Annotated in this window: 13 protein-coding genes and 1 pseudogene; 5 read left to right on the top strand and 9 right to left on the bottom strand. The window is 45.9% G+C overall.

Annotated elements, in window-relative coordinates:
* Nucleotides 1-42 precede the first annotated feature (42 nt).
* Together RIB93_RS14710 and RIB93_RS14705 are read left to right on the top strand one after the other, a co-directional pair.
* Nucleotides 43-558, top strand: a complete 516-nt coding sequence (locus RIB93_RS14710; RefSeq protein WP_446373495.1) for a DUF1499 domain-containing protein — start codon at nucleotides 43-45, stop codon at nucleotides 556-558.
* A 304-nt stretch (nucleotides 559-862) separates the two neighbouring features.
* A complete protein-coding gene (locus tag RIB93_RS14705) occupies nucleotides 863-1,156 on the top strand; it encodes a DUF4926 domain-containing protein (protein ID WP_446373494.1) in 294 nt (97 codons plus the stop codon).
* A 222-nt stretch (nucleotides 1,157-1,378) separates the two neighbouring features.
* On the opposite strand, the gene RIB93_RS14700 is transcribed toward RIB93_RS14705, so the two are convergent.
* The 6 genes from RIB93_RS14700 to RIB93_RS14675 all read right to left on the bottom strand — a co-directional run bounded on the left by RIB93_RS14700 (nucleotide 1,379) and on the right by RIB93_RS14675 (nucleotide 6,460).
* On the bottom strand, nucleotides 1,379-1,795 hold the full coding sequence (locus RIB93_RS14700) for a hypothetical protein (protein ID WP_446373493.1): 417 nt from the start codon (nucleotides 1,793-1,795) through the stop codon (nucleotides 1,379-1,381).
* Nucleotides 1,796-1,994: 199 nt separating this feature from the next.
* Entirely contained in the window at nucleotides 1,995-2,522 is a 528-nt protein-coding gene (locus RIB93_RS14695; protein WP_446344653.1) for a tetratricopeptide repeat protein, read from the bottom strand.
* Nucleotides 2,523-2,559: 37 nt separating this feature from the next.
* Nucleotides 2,560-3,294, bottom strand: coding sequence for a transporter substrate-binding domain-containing protein (locus RIB93_RS14690; RefSeq protein WP_446373492.1), 735 nt, complete (start codon nucleotides 3,292-3,294; stop codon nucleotides 2,560-2,562).
* A gap of 275 nt (nucleotides 3,295-3,569) precedes the next feature.
* On the bottom strand, nucleotides 3,570-3,926 hold the full coding sequence (gene rplT, locus RIB93_RS14685; RefSeq protein ID WP_446373491.1) for a 50S ribosomal protein L20: 357 nt from the start codon (nucleotides 3,924-3,926) through the stop codon (nucleotides 3,570-3,572).
* Between the two features lie 285 nt (nucleotides 3,927-4,211).
* Nucleotides 4,212-4,409: a 50S ribosomal protein L35 gene (rpmI, locus tag RIB93_RS14680; protein ID WP_446344649.1), complete on the bottom strand. Its 198-nt coding sequence runs from the start codon at nucleotides 4,407-4,409 to the stop codon at nucleotides 4,212-4,214.
* Nucleotides 4,410-4,573: 164 nt separating this feature from the next.
* The gene (locus RIB93_RS14675) at nucleotides 4,574-6,460 is read right to left on the bottom strand and encodes a tetratricopeptide repeat protein (protein ID WP_446373490.1); all 1,887 of its coding nucleotides are present in this window, start codon (nucleotides 6,458-6,460) and stop codon (nucleotides 4,574-4,576) included.
* A 301-nt stretch (nucleotides 6,461-6,761) separates the two neighbouring features.
* On the opposite strand from RIB93_RS14675, the gene RIB93_RS14670 reads away from it, so the two are divergent.
* The 3 genes from RIB93_RS14670 (at nucleotide 6,762) to RIB93_RS14660 (ending at nucleotide 12,572) form a co-directional block, all read left to right on the top strand.
* The gene (locus tag RIB93_RS14670; RefSeq protein WP_446373489.1) at nucleotides 6,762-6,983 is read left to right on the top strand and encodes a hypothetical protein; all 222 of its coding nucleotides are present in this window, start codon (nucleotides 6,762-6,764) and stop codon (nucleotides 6,981-6,983) included.
* 201 nt (nucleotides 6,984-7,184) lie between these two features.
* Entirely contained in the window at nucleotides 7,185-9,620 is a 2,436-nt protein-coding gene (ppsA, locus tag RIB93_RS14665) for a phosphoenolpyruvate synthase (RefSeq protein ID WP_446373488.1), read from the top strand.
* 285 nt (nucleotides 9,621-9,905) lie between these two features.
* Nucleotides 9,906-12,572, top strand: a complete 2,667-nt coding sequence (locus RIB93_RS14660; protein WP_446373487.1) for a CHAT domain-containing protein — start codon at nucleotides 9,906-9,908, stop codon at nucleotides 12,570-12,572.
* On the opposite strand, the gene RIB93_RS14655 is transcribed toward RIB93_RS14660, so the two are convergent.
* The 3 genes and pseudogenes from RIB93_RS14655 to RIB93_RS14645 all read right to left on the bottom strand — a co-directional run.
* Nucleotides 12,547-13,389 carry a DUF928 domain-containing protein gene (locus RIB93_RS14655; protein ID WP_446373486.1) on the bottom strand — a complete coding sequence of 281 codons (843 nt, stop codon included), beginning with the start codon at nucleotides 13,387-13,389 and terminating at the stop codon, nucleotides 12,547-12,549. The genes RIB93_RS14660 and RIB93_RS14655 overlap by 26 nt on opposite strands.
* Nucleotides 13,390-13,459: 70 nt before the next feature.
* Complete coding sequence (locus RIB93_RS14650; RefSeq protein ID WP_446373485.1) at nucleotides 13,460-14,590, bottom strand: Rpn family recombination-promoting nuclease/putative transposase; 1,131 nt, start codon at nucleotides 14,588-14,590, stop codon at nucleotides 13,460-13,462.
* A 426-nt stretch (nucleotides 14,591-15,016) separates the two neighbouring features.
* A pseudogene (locus RIB93_RS14645) lies at nucleotides 15,017-16,918 on the bottom strand (filamentous hemagglutinin N-terminal domain-containing protein); the annotation flags it as partial.

Raw genomic sequence — 16,918 nt, 5'->3', positions numbered from 1 at the left:
AAATGACAAATGACAAATGACGAATGACAAAGGACAAATACTATGACATTAGAAGCGCCAAAGCGATCACCACTTAAAGCTATTTTGATCGTCTTGATTGCTTTAATTTTAATTGTTTCTGCCTCTATAGGCGTAACCTTAACTGTTTCAGGAGGAGCGATGTTTGCTGGAAAACGACCCACGAATCTTGGTATTGAGTCAGGGAAATTAACTGCCTGTCCCGAAACCCCAAACTGTGTCAACACTCAAGCTCAAGATGCTCAACATAAAATTGAGCCATTAACCTACAAATCAACACCAGCTAAGGCAATAGCTGACCTGAAAACCGTGATTGAGAACATGGAAAGAACCCAAATTATCACGGAATCAGAGAATTATCTCTACGCCGAATTCACGACTAAGCTGATGGGCTTCGTCGATGACGTAGAATTTTTCCTAGATGCAGGTGCAAATGTTATCCATGTTCGTTCAGCATCGCGTTTAGGACAATCCGATTTAGGCGTCAACCGCAAACGGGTAGAAACTATTCGCGCCAAATTCAACGAACTGCAAACCTAAGTGTAAATTCTCTGATGGGGTGACAAGCCGAGCAAAAGCGGTTAAGTGGCTTGTCGCCCTGTCAGGGGGTGAAATCATCTTAGAATAATTAAAGTTAGTAAGGAGCGGCAGGGTTTGCAATTGCCGAATCGAGAAAATGCTTTTATTCAACCGACAAAACTAACGGGTTACTTGCTGTCATAAACTCACTCTGTTGGTAAGTCAACAGTTAACATTCTGACTGTATGGATTATCGATATAGGTAAAGAAAATCCTCGATTTGTTACCGCTAGACCCTTTATAGAAAGTAATGGATAAAGAGGATATGCTTAAAGAGTTAGATGTAGTAACATTAACGCACGATATTCGAGAACATGGATTGAACAGGGGGAGTAGGGGCGCGATTGTTCATTGCTATAAAGATGGACAGGCGTTTGAGGTAGAATTTGTCAGTGAAATGGGGGATACACTGGCTTTACTAACGTTGGAGAAAGCCGATATTCAACTTGAACGAGAAGCAATTCGAGGACAAGTTGGGAAAATTCTTGATACTTTACCCGCTGATTTATTGGTCGAGGTGCGAGATTTTGCTGAATTTTTACAACAGAAGCATCAGTGAGGTACTTCAGATCCCCGACTTCTGCAAGAAGTCGGGGATCTTGCTTGGATATACTATATAGCACTACGCACTAAGGTTAGGACAAATGAAGAAAAATCAAAATCGCTCAATTCCTTGTAAGGTAAACTTTTGTCTTCACTATTGCCTATTGCCTATTCCCTATTCCCTGGCGCGTAGCGCTATACTTCATCAACCATCAAATATGCTGTAAGCGATGGGGACTTACGACTTTTTCATGTCACGAGCCATTTTGCGGAACATGTCCATGCCAGAATCGCTAGAGTCAGCGCGGCGGCGCTCAAAACTGTTTGGCTGTGACTCACTCACTTGCTGGTTTTGAGGAGTTGGCAACGGTTCAGGAGTGGCGCTGATTTGTTTATTGGAACGGATGACTTGTCCAAAAGCCGAGGTTTCGACCTCCTGCTGTAAGCCCTCCCCTAGGTTGTCTTTTTTCTTAGCAAACCGCTTCTTTACAGATGTGGGCGATCGCATATAGTTAATGTCACCGAACGTCTTGGCGTCATCCGGCTCTAAAAAGTAGGCTTGTCGCTTTTGGGCTTCTGTCGGCTGTTCTGCTTCGTCTGTCTCCTCATCGACGTACTTGCTCTTTAACCCAAATAAATCACTCAAAAATCCCATAGCGAACTAATCCTGCCCTTCATTGATTACCTTTGTTACTTTATGTTAACAATAATTAATGATTATGCAAATGTTGTTCTAAAACTAGCTGAGTGAGGTAATAAACTGTGTAGTTTTTCTACACTATATGGGTCAACCTGTAGAGACGTTGCATGCAACGTCTCTAGAGGATCGATGTAGGGTTCAAGCCGCAGAAAATTTAGCTCGATGGCACTAGTCGCTTGCGGAGGGATTCGGCTCTCCGCTTCGCTGTATCATTCTTCGGTTCATGCTTGAGGGCTGCTTCATACGCCTCTAACGCTTGAGCGGTTAGCTGCTTACGCTCGTAAACGTGACCCAAGTTATTGAGAGCCGTCACATAATCTGGCTCTCGTTTTAAGGCTTCCTTATACTGGCGAATGGCAATATCGTACTGATCTTGGGCAAAGTAGGCGAAACCGAGAGCATTATGAACCGGAGCTAGATTGGTTTCTGAAGCATCCGGAGCTTTAAGTCCCTTTTGGAATAGAATAACGGCTTGAGCAAAGAGTTTCTTGTCCAGATAGATACTACCCAACTCGTAGTAGTCTTGGACTGATCCTCGCTCTTTTTGCAGCTTTTGCTCCAGCTTGGAGAGGGTGCTTTCGATTTTACGGGTTTTGAACACTTGGCGGATTACTGCCAAAGCTGCAACGCCAAGCAGAACTAACAATATGATTAGATAGGTTTGTGGCAGGGTTTCATCCATAATCCTGTGCAACTTATACGGGACGGGTTTCAATCTTTTATAATGGTAAACCCCAAGCGGCAGCACGTTCAGCTAACCAACCTTCGGCGTGCCAACGTTCGATCGCCTGATTGACTTGTTGTCGCAGTTCAGTATATTGCAATCCTTTAGGCATTACTATCGCCAAAGCTGCACCAGATAAGCGATAGGGGAGGAATCGATACTCTGGGTATTGCTGTACCCATCCAGTCAAAACACTCTGATCTGCGGCAAAGGCGTTAGCGTCTCCCGCCTCAATAAGCGATCGCGCTTCTTGGTAGGAGTCAACACCGATCAATTGGGCATTGGGTAACGCATACTTGATCACTGGGATTGTACTCGAACCCTTGAGAACTGCGATGGTTTGGTTGTCTAAATCGCTCAACAGATTAATTGAAGCATCTTTGGTGATCATCCCTGCACCATCTAAATAGTAAGGGATACTGAAATCAACCAAGCGGGCGCGAGACTCCGTTACCGTTACTCTAGCGATCGCAATATCAACCCGATCCTCAACGACCACACTCAAGCGATCGCGATTTGTCACTGGCTGCAACACCACAGCCTCTGGACTCCCTAGCAATTCTTTAGCCAGTCGTCGGGCGATATCAATTTCTAGTCCTTGTAGGCTTCCCCTCGCATCACGAAAGCCCAAGGGACGCAAATTATCTTTTACCGCAACAATTAATTGACCCCGTTGCTCAATTTCTGCCAATTCAGCCGGATAAGCGGATGGAGGTTGTACGAGAGTCATCCCCATTAATCCAAGTGCTACACCGACGTTAACAAACCTTTGGGCGATCATCTATCTGGGATTGGGGATTGGGGATTGGGGATTGGGGATTGGGGATTGGGGATTGGGGATTGGGGATTGGGGAAGATGGAAATTATACCCCCTAACCAGGGCGGGTTTAGCCACGTTATTAGTTTGCTGGGTAACGTTATCGGTCAAACCCGCCCCTACAAATTGGTTCCCCTGCACCCCTGCACCCCTGCTATCTCAACCGAAAACCTTTGACTCTACTGGATTTACTTTGCGCCTTGGCTAGCAAGTTCTACCACCTTTTGAAAGCTGGCGGGATCTAACACAGCTAATTGTGCCAACATCTTGCGATTGATTTGAATATTCGCCTTTTTCATCTGACCGATAAGCTGACTGTAGCTTATGCCATTCTGACGAGCGGCGGCATTAATGCGAGTAATCCAGAGGCGGCGAAAATCCCGCTTGCGCTTGCGGCGATCGCGATAAGCGTTCCGCAGTGCTTTCATCACCTGTTGATTAGCTGTACGGAAGAGTTTGGAGTGAGAACCCCGATATCCTTTCGCCAGCTTGAGAACTTTCTTGCGTCGTTTACGGGCGACGTTACCGCGTTTTACTCTTGTCATTGACTCTTCCTACCTAATTGATACGAGCTAGATGGTTATTCGTGTGACATCTTCCTACACCGAATCAGAGATTACGGTGTAGGCTTCCTTGAGCGGCTCCTTACGGCTACGCTTCCGGCGTTTTATAGTGGGGAACATGCCCAGCCCCACTTTCTTGATATTAATCGCAGCGTTCCAATGAACCGAACAGTTCGACAGAAATAAATTTCTAATACTGGCGATTCATCCCACGCAAGGGTCAAAGATTAGAGCGTGGGGCTTCTCGCCCGGTCAAGCTAAAGCAGTCTAAAAATAGGGAAGCATCAGGCGCACATTATCGGCATCCCGTTCATTGACCAAGTTCAATTTCGACAGACGCCGCTTCCGTCCTGAGTTTTTGCGCTCCAGCAAGTGGCTCTTAAACGCCTTGCGTCGTCTAATTTTACCGTTTCCGGTGGGTCGAAAACGTTTCGCGGCTGCTCTACGGCTTTTTAGTTTCGGCATAAACAATTTGAAATAAGGACACAATCTATAATTTTACTACTGTTTCGGTCTGTATCGTAAAGATTTAATCTACACCTACCGTAGGGGCGACCCCCTGCACTCAATTCACACCACCCAACCATTAATTCTATCGGGTCGCTCTAGAGGCAAGTGCAAGATGCTTGTCATCTGTCAGCCAATCTAGACAGTTGAGACTGCGCCGCTTCATAACAATCCAGTTTACCTAGATCACGGCAAAGTTGAGCCGCTTGCTGTAAATCGTTGATCGCGGCTAATCGATTTCCCAATTGGGCTTGGGCTAACCCTCGCTCATAGTAAGCTAAAGCATAATCAGGATTTCGTTCAATCGCTTGGGTGTAATCCGCGATCGCACCTAGAGTATCTTCTAGTTCCTGACGGGCTAATCCTCGTTTATAGTAAGCTTCTGCTAGCTCTGGATTCAATTGAATCGCTACTGTATAATCCTTTATCGCCCCGCGACTATCTCCTCGACGCTGACGGGCTAAACCACGGTTTTGGTAAGCTAGGGCTTGATTGGGTTGTAAATTAATCGCGGCGGTACAGTCGTCAATCGCATCCTTGTGATTGCCTACATTAGAACGGGAACGACAGCGTTTCAGGTAAGCCGTGACTAGATTGGGATCACGTTGAATGGCTTGGGTATAATCATCAATGGCAACTTTTTCCTTACCTAAGTCAGCTTCAATTTGACCTCGATTCACCCAGGCTGGGGTAAAATTAGGGTCACGTTGCAGGACTTGGGTATAATCAGCCTTAGCCCCTTGGCGATCGCCTAACTCAAGGCGCAGATTTCCTCGTTGATAATAGGCGTCCGCATTTTGGGGATTGAGTTGAATCGCCTGAGTCAAATCAGCCAAGGCGGACTGAGTTTTTCCCTGATTCGCGTAAATCTTTCCCCGATAATAGTAAGCTGTCGCATTTTGCGGCTGATAGGTAATGGCTTGAGTATAGTAGTCAATCGCCGCCTCAGATTGTTGGGCTTGTGCTTGGATTTTTCCTTGGTGGAGAACGTATTGCGCCATTAGGCGTTGCGGGAGGCGCAGGGTATAAGCCAGAACTAACGCCGTAATTCCCACCAATCCTATAGCCGTCAGGATAACCCAGGGTTTAAACTGACGACTGGGATAGGTAATTGTCGCGATCGCAGGATTAATAGTCGGTAACGAGGGTAGAGAAAATTGAGAAACAGTGTTCCTCTCCGGGATACGACTGAGATCCGCCAGCACTGTTTTAGCGTGGTGATAACGGTTCTGGTGATCATCATGCACCATTTTCTCCAGAATAGTGGCTAACTCTGGGCTAACTTGGGTGTAAGCTTGCCAAGCGCCGGTTTCAGGTTGACCCTGGTTTGCTTGTTTGAGTTCTGCTAACTCGCTGGCGGATAATCCGGTCATAGCTTGAATGGCGATGATCCCCAAGGCGGACAAGTCACGATTAACGTGGAGGGGTTCTGGGAAGGGTTTGGGGGAGTGATCAACAAAAGTCGGATTGGGGGGATTGGGGGCTAATTTGTGGAATGACTGGGCGATTTGGGGACTCAATTGGTGGATAATTCCCCAGGTTGTTAGCACTAATTTGTTATCTCCTTGGCGGCGGATAATTGTGGAAGGTTTGAGGTTTCCCAAAACTGTGCCCTGTTTATGGACAAACACTAAGAGGTTGAGGAGTTCGTTTAACAGGCTAATCACCTGATTTTCGGTCAGCGGATCACCGGGTATGAGTTCGTCAGTTAAAGGTTGACCGCGAATAAACTCTTGAACGAGATAAAACTGATTAGTTTGGGCAAACGTGGTGATCAATCGGGGAATTTGGTCATGTTGACCCAGCTTTTTCAGCCATTCTGAGGTTTTTTCCAGACGGCTGAGAATAGATGATCGAGTTGGAGAGGAGTTCGGCGGGAGTCGAATTTGCTTGACCACGCATTTAGGATGCTGGGGAGAGTGAATATCTACCACTAAATAAGTGCGACCCAATTCATCGGTATCCAGGACTTTGATGAATTGGTAACGTCTTGCTAAGAGTTTGCCCATATTGATGCACGCTGACGCTCTGTGCAAAAATTATGACACGAAAGGCAAAATCCCCATTTTTGAAAAAAATCTGTTATAATAGCACGACAGAAAAAGCTCCAGAGGCTATCTGGAGCTGTTTTGAACCCGTGAATGTAGATGAACCCGTGAATTAAGATTCAGTCGAAAGAGAAATTGTAATACATGTTGGACAAGATTGGCTACACATAAGCAGCCAATCTTTTACTTTTTGAGAAGTATTTTGGATCGAAGGGGCGGAGGGGAGCTGGGGAAGCTGGGGAAGCTGGGGGAGCTGGGGGAGATGAGGAAGCTGGGGAAGCGGGGGAAGCTGGGGCGTCAATTTGTAGGGGCGGGTTTGACTGATAACGTTACCCAACAAACCAATAACTTGACTAAACCCGCCCTTGTTGGGGAGCAAGAGGAGATGAGGAAGAATTTTTCCTACTCACCAATTACCTATCACCAATCACCAATTTTAGCGATCGCGAAATGGCAACAGGGTATGATACTAAATCCAGGTTAGCTACCCCCGTTATAACCTAGTCCGCGCAGGCGGACGCAAGGCAAGTGTAGCAGCGATTTCAATCGCCTCCTCTTCCATGGGGTAATAAAGGCGGATTTGGGATGAGGAGGGCAAAGGTTTTTGTTAATTTTTCGTAACGTATTAGTGAGCCCAAATATTTTCTAAAGCTAAACTTAAATTATACGGTTAAGAAAAAAAGTTATGTTAGCCTCAACCCCTCAGACATCTACCCCAGTCCCTAAAGATCAATCGTTAATCCTCTGGTTTGATCAAATCCGACTGGATGACCTACCCTTTGTCGGGGGCAAAAATTCCTCTCTGGGTGAAATGATTGGACAACTCACTCCCCAGGGAATCAATGTACCTACCGGGTTTGCGATTACGGCGTATGCGTATCGTTACTTTATCGAAACCGCCGATTTAGAAGCCAAACTGCGCCATCTGTTTGCAGATTTGAATGTCGATGATGTGAGTAATCTGCAACAGCATGGGAAAAAAGCGCGACAGTTAATCCTGAGTATGGAGTTTCCCCTAGAACTGACCCAAGCCATTCGGACAGCCTATCAGGAATTGTGCGATCGCTACGGGGAGGGAACCGATGTCGCGGTTCGTTCCTCAGCGACGGCGGAAGATTTGCCAGATGCGAGTTTTGCGGGTCAACAGGAAACCTATTTAAATGTAAATAGTTTCAAAGGCGTTCTGGAATTTACCCATAAATGCTTCGCCTCCCTGTTTACCAACCGCGCCATTGCTTATCGGGAACATAATGGATTTGACCACTTTGATGTGGCGCTTTCGGTGGGAATTCAGAAAATGGTGCGGTCTGATTTAGCCTGTTCCGGAGTGATGTTTTCCATTGACCCCGAAACGGGATTCAAAAATACCACATTAATTACCGCCGCTTATGGCTTGGGCGAAACGGTGGTTCAAGGTGCGGTTAATCCCGATGAATACTTAGTCTTTAAACCGACATTAAAACAGGGATGTCGCCCGATTCTGGAGAAACGCCTGGGAAGCAAAGAAATTGAAATGATCTACGACGAAGGGGGTTCCAGACTGACACGCAACGTGCGAGTCGCCCCCTGTGATCAAAAGAAATTCTGTCTCAAAGATGAAGAAGTCTTACAATTAGCGCGTTGGGCGGTACAAATAGAAGACCATTATTCCCAACTGCGGGAACTCTATACTCCCATGGATATTGAATGGGCAAAAGATGGCATAACTGGGGAGTTATTTATTGTTCAGGCGCGTCCGGAAACCGTACAATCCCAGAAATCGGCACAAGTTCTCAAAACCTATCAGTTGAACGAACGCAGCGAAGTATTAGTAACGGGACGTAGTGTGGGCGCAGCCATTGGTCAAGGAATGACCCATATTATTATGGATGCCTCTCACATTCATCTGTTTGAGCCGGGAGAAGTTTTAGTTACTAACCGCACTGATCCCGACTGGGAACCGATTATGAAAAAAGCCAGCGCCATTGTCACCAACCAAGGGGGACGTACTTGCCATGCGGCAATTATTGCGCGAGAAATGGGAATTCCGGCAATTGTTGGCTGTGGAAATGCAACCGAGGTATTAACCACGGGTCAAGGGGTGACAATTTCCTGTGCAGAGGGGGATGAAGGACGAGTTTATCAGGGATTATTACCCTTTGAAGTGCAAGAAACGCTATTGGATAATTTACCTCGCACCCGAACCCAAATTTTAATGAATGTCGGCAATCCAGATCAAGCTTTTGGTTTAGCCGCAATTCCCTGTGATGGCGTAGGTTTGGCACGGTTGGAGTTTATTATTGCCAATCATATTGAAGTTCATCCCTTAGCGTTGATTCATTATCATCAATTGCGGGATGAATCGGTGAAAGCGAAAATTACCCAAAAGACGAAAAATTATGCCGATAAACCCCAGTTTTTTGTCGATAAATTGGCGCGTGGCGTAGGGATAATTGCAGCGGCGTTTTATCCCAAACCTGTGATTGTGCGGATGTCGGATTTTAAGAGTAATGAATATGCGAATCTTTTAGGCGGTCAGAGTTTTGAACCCAAGGAAGATAATCCCATGCTGGGGTGGCGAGGGGCGTCACGGTATTGTGATCCGAACTACCGGGAAGCGTTTGCTTTGGAATGTCAGGCGATACAGCGGGTAAGGGATGAGATGGGATTAACTAATGTAATTCCGATGATTCCCTTCTGTCGCACTCCCGATGAGGGGCGTCAGGTGGTAGCAGAGATGGCAAAAAATGGTTTACCCCGTGGGGTGAATGGCTTGCAGGTGTATGTGATGTGTGAGTTACCCAGTAATGTAATGGAGGCGGATGAGTTTGCTGAAGTGTTTGATGGGTTTTCCATTGGGTCCAATGATTTGACGCAATTAACGTTAGGATTAGACCGAGATTCAGCGTTAGTGGCGCATATTTTTGACGAACGCAATCGCGGTGTAAAACGGATGGTGAAGTTGGCGATACAAACAGCGAAGGAGTGTGGGCGTAAGATTGGCATTTGCGGTCAAGCGCCTAGCGATTATCCAGAGTTTGCCAAGTTTTTAGTGGAGGAAGGGATTGATTCGATCAGTTTGAATCCCGATTCAGTGTTAAAAACGCTGTTGATGGTGGCTGAAGTAGAACATCATTTGTAGGGTAATTTTGTAGGGTGCGTTAGCGCAGCGTAACGCACCCTACAATTGCCTGAGGTGTTTGTAGTAAGCGCTTTAGCGCTTGTTACCAAACATAAATCTAAAAGGTTTAATGATATGAACCGCCTAGTATCCTTATCTGTAAATAAAATATCAAAGGTCTGTGTTCCTCGGAGGTTTAGTTGGTTGGCAAAATTGGTAAATTTACGCCTTTCTCGAATCATGCGATCGCTCAGGCTTGTAGTCAGCGCTTCAGCGCTTGTGGCACTAAAGTGCCTACTACGAACTATGACACTAAAGTGCCTACTACAAACGGCGCGATCGCTCCTCTTGGCTCTGTTAGGATTAAGCTTAAGTTTGGGTATCCATACCCTACCCCAGGTAAGGGCTGAACTTCCCACCGCCACTGAAATTCCTGCTTTAGTAGAAGTTGGCAAAAATCACTACAATAGGGGACAATTTAACAAAGCCGTACAATTTTTACAACAAGCAGCACAGGGGTATGCCGAGGCGGGGAATACCCTTCAGCAAGCTCAAGTATTAAGCCTGTTGTCATTAACCTATCAGAAACTGGGACAGTGGCAAGCGGCTGAACAAGCAATTCAAACTAGTTTGTCTTTACTCGACACTGTACCTGAAGCTAACCCAAGGGTTCGCGCTCAAGTATTCAATGCTCAAGGGCGGCTCCAATTAGCCACAGGCAACGCTGAAGCCGCATTAGCTACCTGGGAACAAGCAGAAACTCTCTATCAGCAAGCCGGTGATCTAGTCGGAGAAATTGGCAGTCAAATTAATCAAACAGAGGCAATGCAATCCTTGGGATTATATCGACGCACTAAGCAACTGTATCAACGGCTAGAACAAACCCTTTTTGAGTTAGAGGATTCACCCGTTAAGGTGGCTGGGTTACAAAATTTCGGGGCGATTTTGCGGCAAGGTGGGGATTTAGAAAAATCTCAAGATATTCTCAGCCAAGGTTTAGCGTTAACTCAAGCCTTAGGCTTACCGCAACAAGAAAGCAAAATATTGCTGAGTTTAGCAAATACAGAGCAAACCTTAGCCCAACGTGCTAAAGTGTTTGAAAACTCCTCAGGCGAAGACTATATCCAAGCTGCCCTAACTCACTATCAACAGGCGGCGATGAAAGCCACGATCCCGTTAACTCGAATTCAAGCTCAACTGAATCAATTGAGTTTATTGATTGAAACTGCCTCTCTCTCACCGGAGCCAGAATTATTGTCCTCAATTTCAGCCGGATTATCCATTTTACCTGCAAGTCGAGCTTCTGTCTATGCTCAGGTTAACTTTGCTGAAAGTTTGCTGAAGATGTCAGAAATCATGGCACAGCAGCAACGCACTAATGATAATGTGGCAATCTTAAAGACAGCAATTCAACAAGCTCAAGAGTTAGAAGATAAACGGGCGATATCTTATAGTTTAGGGACATTAGGCAAGCTCTATGAAACAAATCAAGACTGGACAAATGCTAAAACTGTAACGGAAAAGGCACTCCTAATTGCACAACAGATAAACGCTCCGGATATCGCCTATCAATGGCAATGGCAAATGGGGCGATTACTGCAAGCCCAAACCCAAGAAAGTTCTCAAAATCTGCCTGTTAATCCAGACGCGATCGCCTACTATGATAAAGCTGTTAAAACACTCAACAATTTACGCGGAGATTTAGTTGCCCTCAATCCTGAGATTCAGTTTTCCTTCCGAGAAACTGTCGAACCTGTTTATCGCCAATTTGTCGATTTACTCCTGCGTTCCCCCACTCCTAGCAAAGAACATCTGATCCAAGCCCGTAATATCATGGAAGCCTTGCAACTGGCTGAATTGGATAACTTCTTTCGCGATGCTTGTGCCACACCAGCAGCCGTGAATATTGATAACGTCGATCCTCAAGCCGCGATCGTTTATCCGATTATATTATCCAATCGTTTGGACATCATTCTTAAATTACCTGGACAAGATAATCTGCGCCACTATGCTCATCAAGGTGTTTCTGAAACACAAGTGGATCAAGCTGTGGAAAAGTTGCGCCAGGATTTAACCAAACGCAGTACAAGTATCAGTCAGATTAAACAGGATGCAGCCCAACTTTACGATTGGTTAATTCGCCCCTTTGAAGCCGATTTATCTAAAACTAACTCAGACAACTCCACGGTTAAAACCTTAGTATTTGTCCTGGATGGTTCTTTACGTAATATTCCCCCCTCTACTCTTTATGACGGAGAAAACTATTTAATTGAGCGGTATGCGGTGGCGTTAACACCCGGTTTACAACTCCTCGAACCCAAACCCCTGAAACGCGAGAATTTCCAGGGGTTGATTGCGGGAACAACCAATGCACCAAGCTTTGAATCAGAAGGATTTTCTCCCCTAGATAATGTCGCTGAGGAGTTAGCCGGAATCCAAGAACAAATCAGCCTGAATCAACTTTTAGAAAATCAGGAATTTGAGCAAGAAAATATCCGCAATCAGATTAATCAGGAACCCTTTAATTTGGTACATATTGCCACCCACGGCAAATTTAGTTCTAATCCGCAAAAAACCTTTATTTTAGACTGGAGTGGGCGGATTAATGTTCAGGATTTAGATAATTTATTACGCACCAATGAACCCAATCGTAGCACGGCGATTGAATTACTGGTTTTGAGTGCTTGCGAAACTGCAACGGGGGATAAACGTGCCGCATTGGGATTAGCTGGAATTGCCGTGCGAGCGGGCGCCCGCAGTACATTGGCGACATTATGGCAAGTAAACGACGCATCCACCGCCGAATTTATGCAACGGTTTTACGAACAGTTAAAAGCACCTCAACGGAGTAAAGCTGAAGCGCTGCGGCAAACTCAAATTGCTTTTTTAAGGGAGTACCCGGATGATCCAGATAAAGATTATCTGCGCCCTTATCACTGGGCACCCTTTATTCTGATTGGGAATTGGTTATAGCCTCGTCCACTATAACACTGCCAATAATGGGTTCTTGCTTAATTTCTGTTAACCCAATTCGTTCATCCCCCAAAAGGTCTAGCCAGATACTTTCTAATGTGGCATTTTCCGGGTATTTCAAACGCAATTGAGCCAATTCTGTGAGCAGATCGTACCACATATCATGACGGGCATAAGCGGCAACTCGTTCTAGGGGATTTGTTGCCTGATTTAATTCCGCCTCAAGTTCAGGAGGTTGGGAAACTCGTCGCACAAATCCTGTTAGTGATGCTGGCGTCAGTCGAGTTGTTGATTGCTGAGATTGTCTGGCACTAGGACAATTTATTTCAAAATACCAGCGATAGGTTTTATCTATTTCTAATGGCGTTTCTGTTTTGGGAACCGTGACACTGACAATTCCGGGTGTGGCTGGCAGTTTAAAGGTGGTGCGATAAATATCATTTTCCCCTTGTTGGATGGAAAATTCTCCAGAGGATACTTTGTCTGAAGTGTAGGGAACATAAACCAAAATAGTGGGATGTTCACTCACCGTTAATTGAAAGTTTTTGCTACCTGCCATGCGCGTCAGCAGGAGATCTCCTTCCTGGTATTCACAGTCACCACGAGTACCTGTTCCATTGTCGGTTTGAGGAGTACCACCACCAGTATCATCAGGTAAATTAGGCAGGAGAGAAGGAATTGATATTGGATCAGAGATAGTATTTGATGGTTTAACCTGTGCCGTCACTGGGGCAAGAGTAGTCATTAAACTAACAATAATGCCAAGGGCTAGTACAGATTTACGATGGAAGATAAGCATCACGTTTAAAATGTTCATGAATCACATATGCATAAAGAACCCGAGGGCGAAATCTAATCATTCTGGCAAGAGTTCAACGGTGAGACTTTCATCGCTCAATCGCATTTTGTACCATGGCTTTGTTGAGGATAGCGGATGGAGTTTGAAGGGTGTCAGGGTTTGTCGCCAAAAGTTTCTCTACTGTCGCACTCAATAACCCGGAGCCGATTTGACGCCAAGCCTCACGCTGTGCTGTATGTGCTTCCTGCTGGCACCATTGCGCGATCGCGTCTGATAAGTCTTCTATTTTATCGGGTAAGGGTTGAATCAAAAAAGCCAACTCAGCCAAGTCTTGTGGGGAGAAAAGCTGGCGTTGATGATTTAACAGCTCAACAAAAGCGATAACATTTTGTTGCTCGAATAACCGAGAAGCCTGTTGGACAAATTCCAGTGGCAAATCTTGCAACTGAGCGATTTGCTCCAAGCTTAAGCCAAACTGGATCATGCGTGGTATAGCGGTTAACTTGGCTTTGAGTTCACCTCTTTGTTCGCCTCTTTGTTCACCTCTTTGTTCACCTTCAGAAAACCCTTCTTGCTTGGCTTCCTGATACACTTTGGTTTGTTTGAGTTCACTTAACCCTAACATGGCTTCTATCTCCTGACGGCTTTTTTGCGGTAATTTATAAACGATGATTGTTTCAATTAAATCAATTAAGTCTCGTTTTGTGGTTGGATCAGCGATCTGGACTTGGGCTTGGTCGATTAACTGCCTTGCCACTGTCGGTGCTGTCTGTTGATTCTCTATTACTAGCTTAACAATGTTTACCCCCAGGGAATCCGATGCCGTTTCCTCTAACTCGTCCAAGTAAATCCGTTGCACTCGACTGAAGAGTTCCTTAAATTGTAACGGTTGTTCCCTTTCAATTCGGCGACTGGGGTAAATCACTACAACCCGCCAGGGATGAGGGGGTTTGTATTGATTCAGAAAGATAAACAGTTCCGTAAATAAACGATAGTATAAATTCTCATCGGGTTGAAACTGAACTTCGACGACGTAGAAGGGTTGGTTTAAGGTTTCGTTCTTGGGTAAAAATAAACCATCGAGTCGAAATGAGAGTTGTTTGATTTCACGGGAGGTGAATTCATACATCGCCGCTTGTGCTGTTGATTGGTTAATCAGTTCAAAGAAGATACTGGGGAACTCTTTAAACAGGCTATAGAAGATGGTGTCAGTTTTCACGCGCTCCTAGGGTAAACGTCACCGAGTTGACAAGGGGTAGTATGGCAACCTCTGTGACCCAAAATTTCTATAGCGGCGATATTGACAAAATCAACAAGATATGTTGTATAGGTACAATGAGAGGGAGAGTGGGTGGGAGGTGCTGGTGTAGTGCTGGTGTAGTGGACTGACACAGCTAAAATTGTGGAATAGATTTGACGTTTAAACCGGGCGCAAGCCTTGCGCCCCTACAATTCTAATCTACCAAATAAGGTGTGCCACGCCAGTAGGGTGTGTTAGCGAAGCGTAACGCACCTTTCCCACCATATAGCACTACGGGGTACGGAAAGGACATCAGTTAGTCCAAGAGGGAACTCACGGGCAGTAAAGAATGTCCTAATCTATCTTAACTACTGCTATACGTGGTGTAGCTGCGTAAGTCCTGTCTTATTCAGAGCAGTTTGTTGAACTCAACCCAGTGCTGTATGGCGTTACCCTTGTCGGTTCAGCCGTCAGAATCACAGTACCATTGGCATCTCGATACCAACCTTGAGCCTCGATAATTTGCTTGGGTTGGTTGTCTGGGGTTTGTTGATAGACTCTCCCTTCCCCAGACGCGCCATGGCGCGTCTCTACATCCTGAGTAGGATTAGCAATGGATTCACTCGTCAAATCAATCCGCCAATCTTCCCAAGTCGCCTCAGGGTTGAGGGGTTCCTGGGGAGGTGTGGGTAAGCCACCGCGCCCAGTGACAATAAAGCTGCTCCCTTGAGCCGCTTGACAAAGATTCTGTTCCACTAATCGGGTGACATCCACCAACTCCCCTGGTAATTCTACCAACCCTCTGGCGGGGTCAAGGGGGACATTCAGTTGGATTTCACCGGAAGCGCCAAACTGGGAACTGGCGTCAATGTCATTGGTGCGATTTCCGGGAATGGCTCGACGTTCTTCAATGCCAAAGATACCTTCACCGTTGATAATAATCCGTCCCCCATCACCTCGTTCGGCATTGGCAATAATATCACTACCGTTGACACCTTCTGGCGGCAGGGCAATCAGGAAGATACTGTTAATGTTAATGTTACCGCCATTAGCATCCTCGAAAGCTGTGGCTGAAATCAGACTTTCATCAGTCATCAGTAGGGTGTTGAGGTTTTGCAGACGGATATTGGCACCGCCTTCAATCCCACTGGTGCCCGTTTCTGCGGTGACTTGACCTTGGTTTAATTCTAGGGAATTTGTCTGGATAGTTAAGTTCCCTGCTTGTCCAGAGGGACTACTAACGGTGATTTGCGCCCCATCTTCTACCGATAGTCTCTGGGTGATAATATCTAAGTTTCCCGCTGGACCCCCTGTGGTTGCACTGGCGCGGATACCACTATCCCCGCTCAGTTGGATAAAGTCTTTGGCATCAATGCTGACATCTCCAGCCATGGTAGTACTTTGGGTTTCGGCAGAAATTAGAGCCTCGTTGGTTACTATTAAAGAGCCACTTTCAATGTCCACGCCCCCAGAATTACCCTTAGCTCCCGGTTGCACTGTACTAAAAACACCACTGGGGAATCCTTGACTATTTTCCCCATCCAATAAGACGTTATCGGTTGCCCGAATTACTATCTTACCTGCATCTCCTTCTCCAAAGGTAGTGGCATCAATTCGAGCGCCGTTGGTTACAGTTAAAGAGCCACTATCAATTTCAACGCCCCCAGAATTCCCCTTAGCTCCCGGTTGCACTGTAGTAAAAACACCACTAGAGAATCCTTGACTATCTTCCCGATCCAATAAGATGCTATCGGTTGCCCAAATCACTATCTTACCTGCATCTCCTTCTCCAAAAGTAGTGGCATCAATTTGAGCGCCATTGGTTACAGTTAAAGAGCCACTATCAATTTCAACGCCCCCAGAATTCCCCTTAGCTTCCTGATCCACTGTACTAAAAACACCACTGCCGAATCCTTGACTATTTTCCCCATCCAATAAAATGCGATCGGTTGCCCAAATCACTATCTTACCTGCATCTCCTTCTGCCAAAGTAGCGGCATCAATTCTAGCGCCATTGGTTACAGTTAAAGAGCCACTATCAATGTCCACTCCTCCAGAATTTCCCTTGGCTCCCGGTTGCACTGTACTAAAAACACCACTGGGGAATCCTTGACTATCTTCCCCATCCAATAAAATGCGATCGGTTGCCCGAATTACTATCTTCCCGGCATCTCCTTCTCCAAAAGTAGTGGCATCAATTTGAGCGCCATTGGTTACAGTTAAAGAGCCACTATCAATTTCAACGCCCCCAGAATTCCCCTTAGCTTCCTGATCCACTGTACTAAAAACACCACTGCCGAATCCTTG

This window comes from Coleofasciculus sp. D1-CHI-01 (assembly GCF_040218875.1).
Lineage (GTDB): Bacteria > Cyanobacteriota > Cyanobacteriia > Cyanobacteriales > Coleofasciculaceae > Coleofasciculus.
Note: the sequence above shows the minus strand (reverse complement) of the source record. Positions and strands in the feature narration are given on the sequence as shown.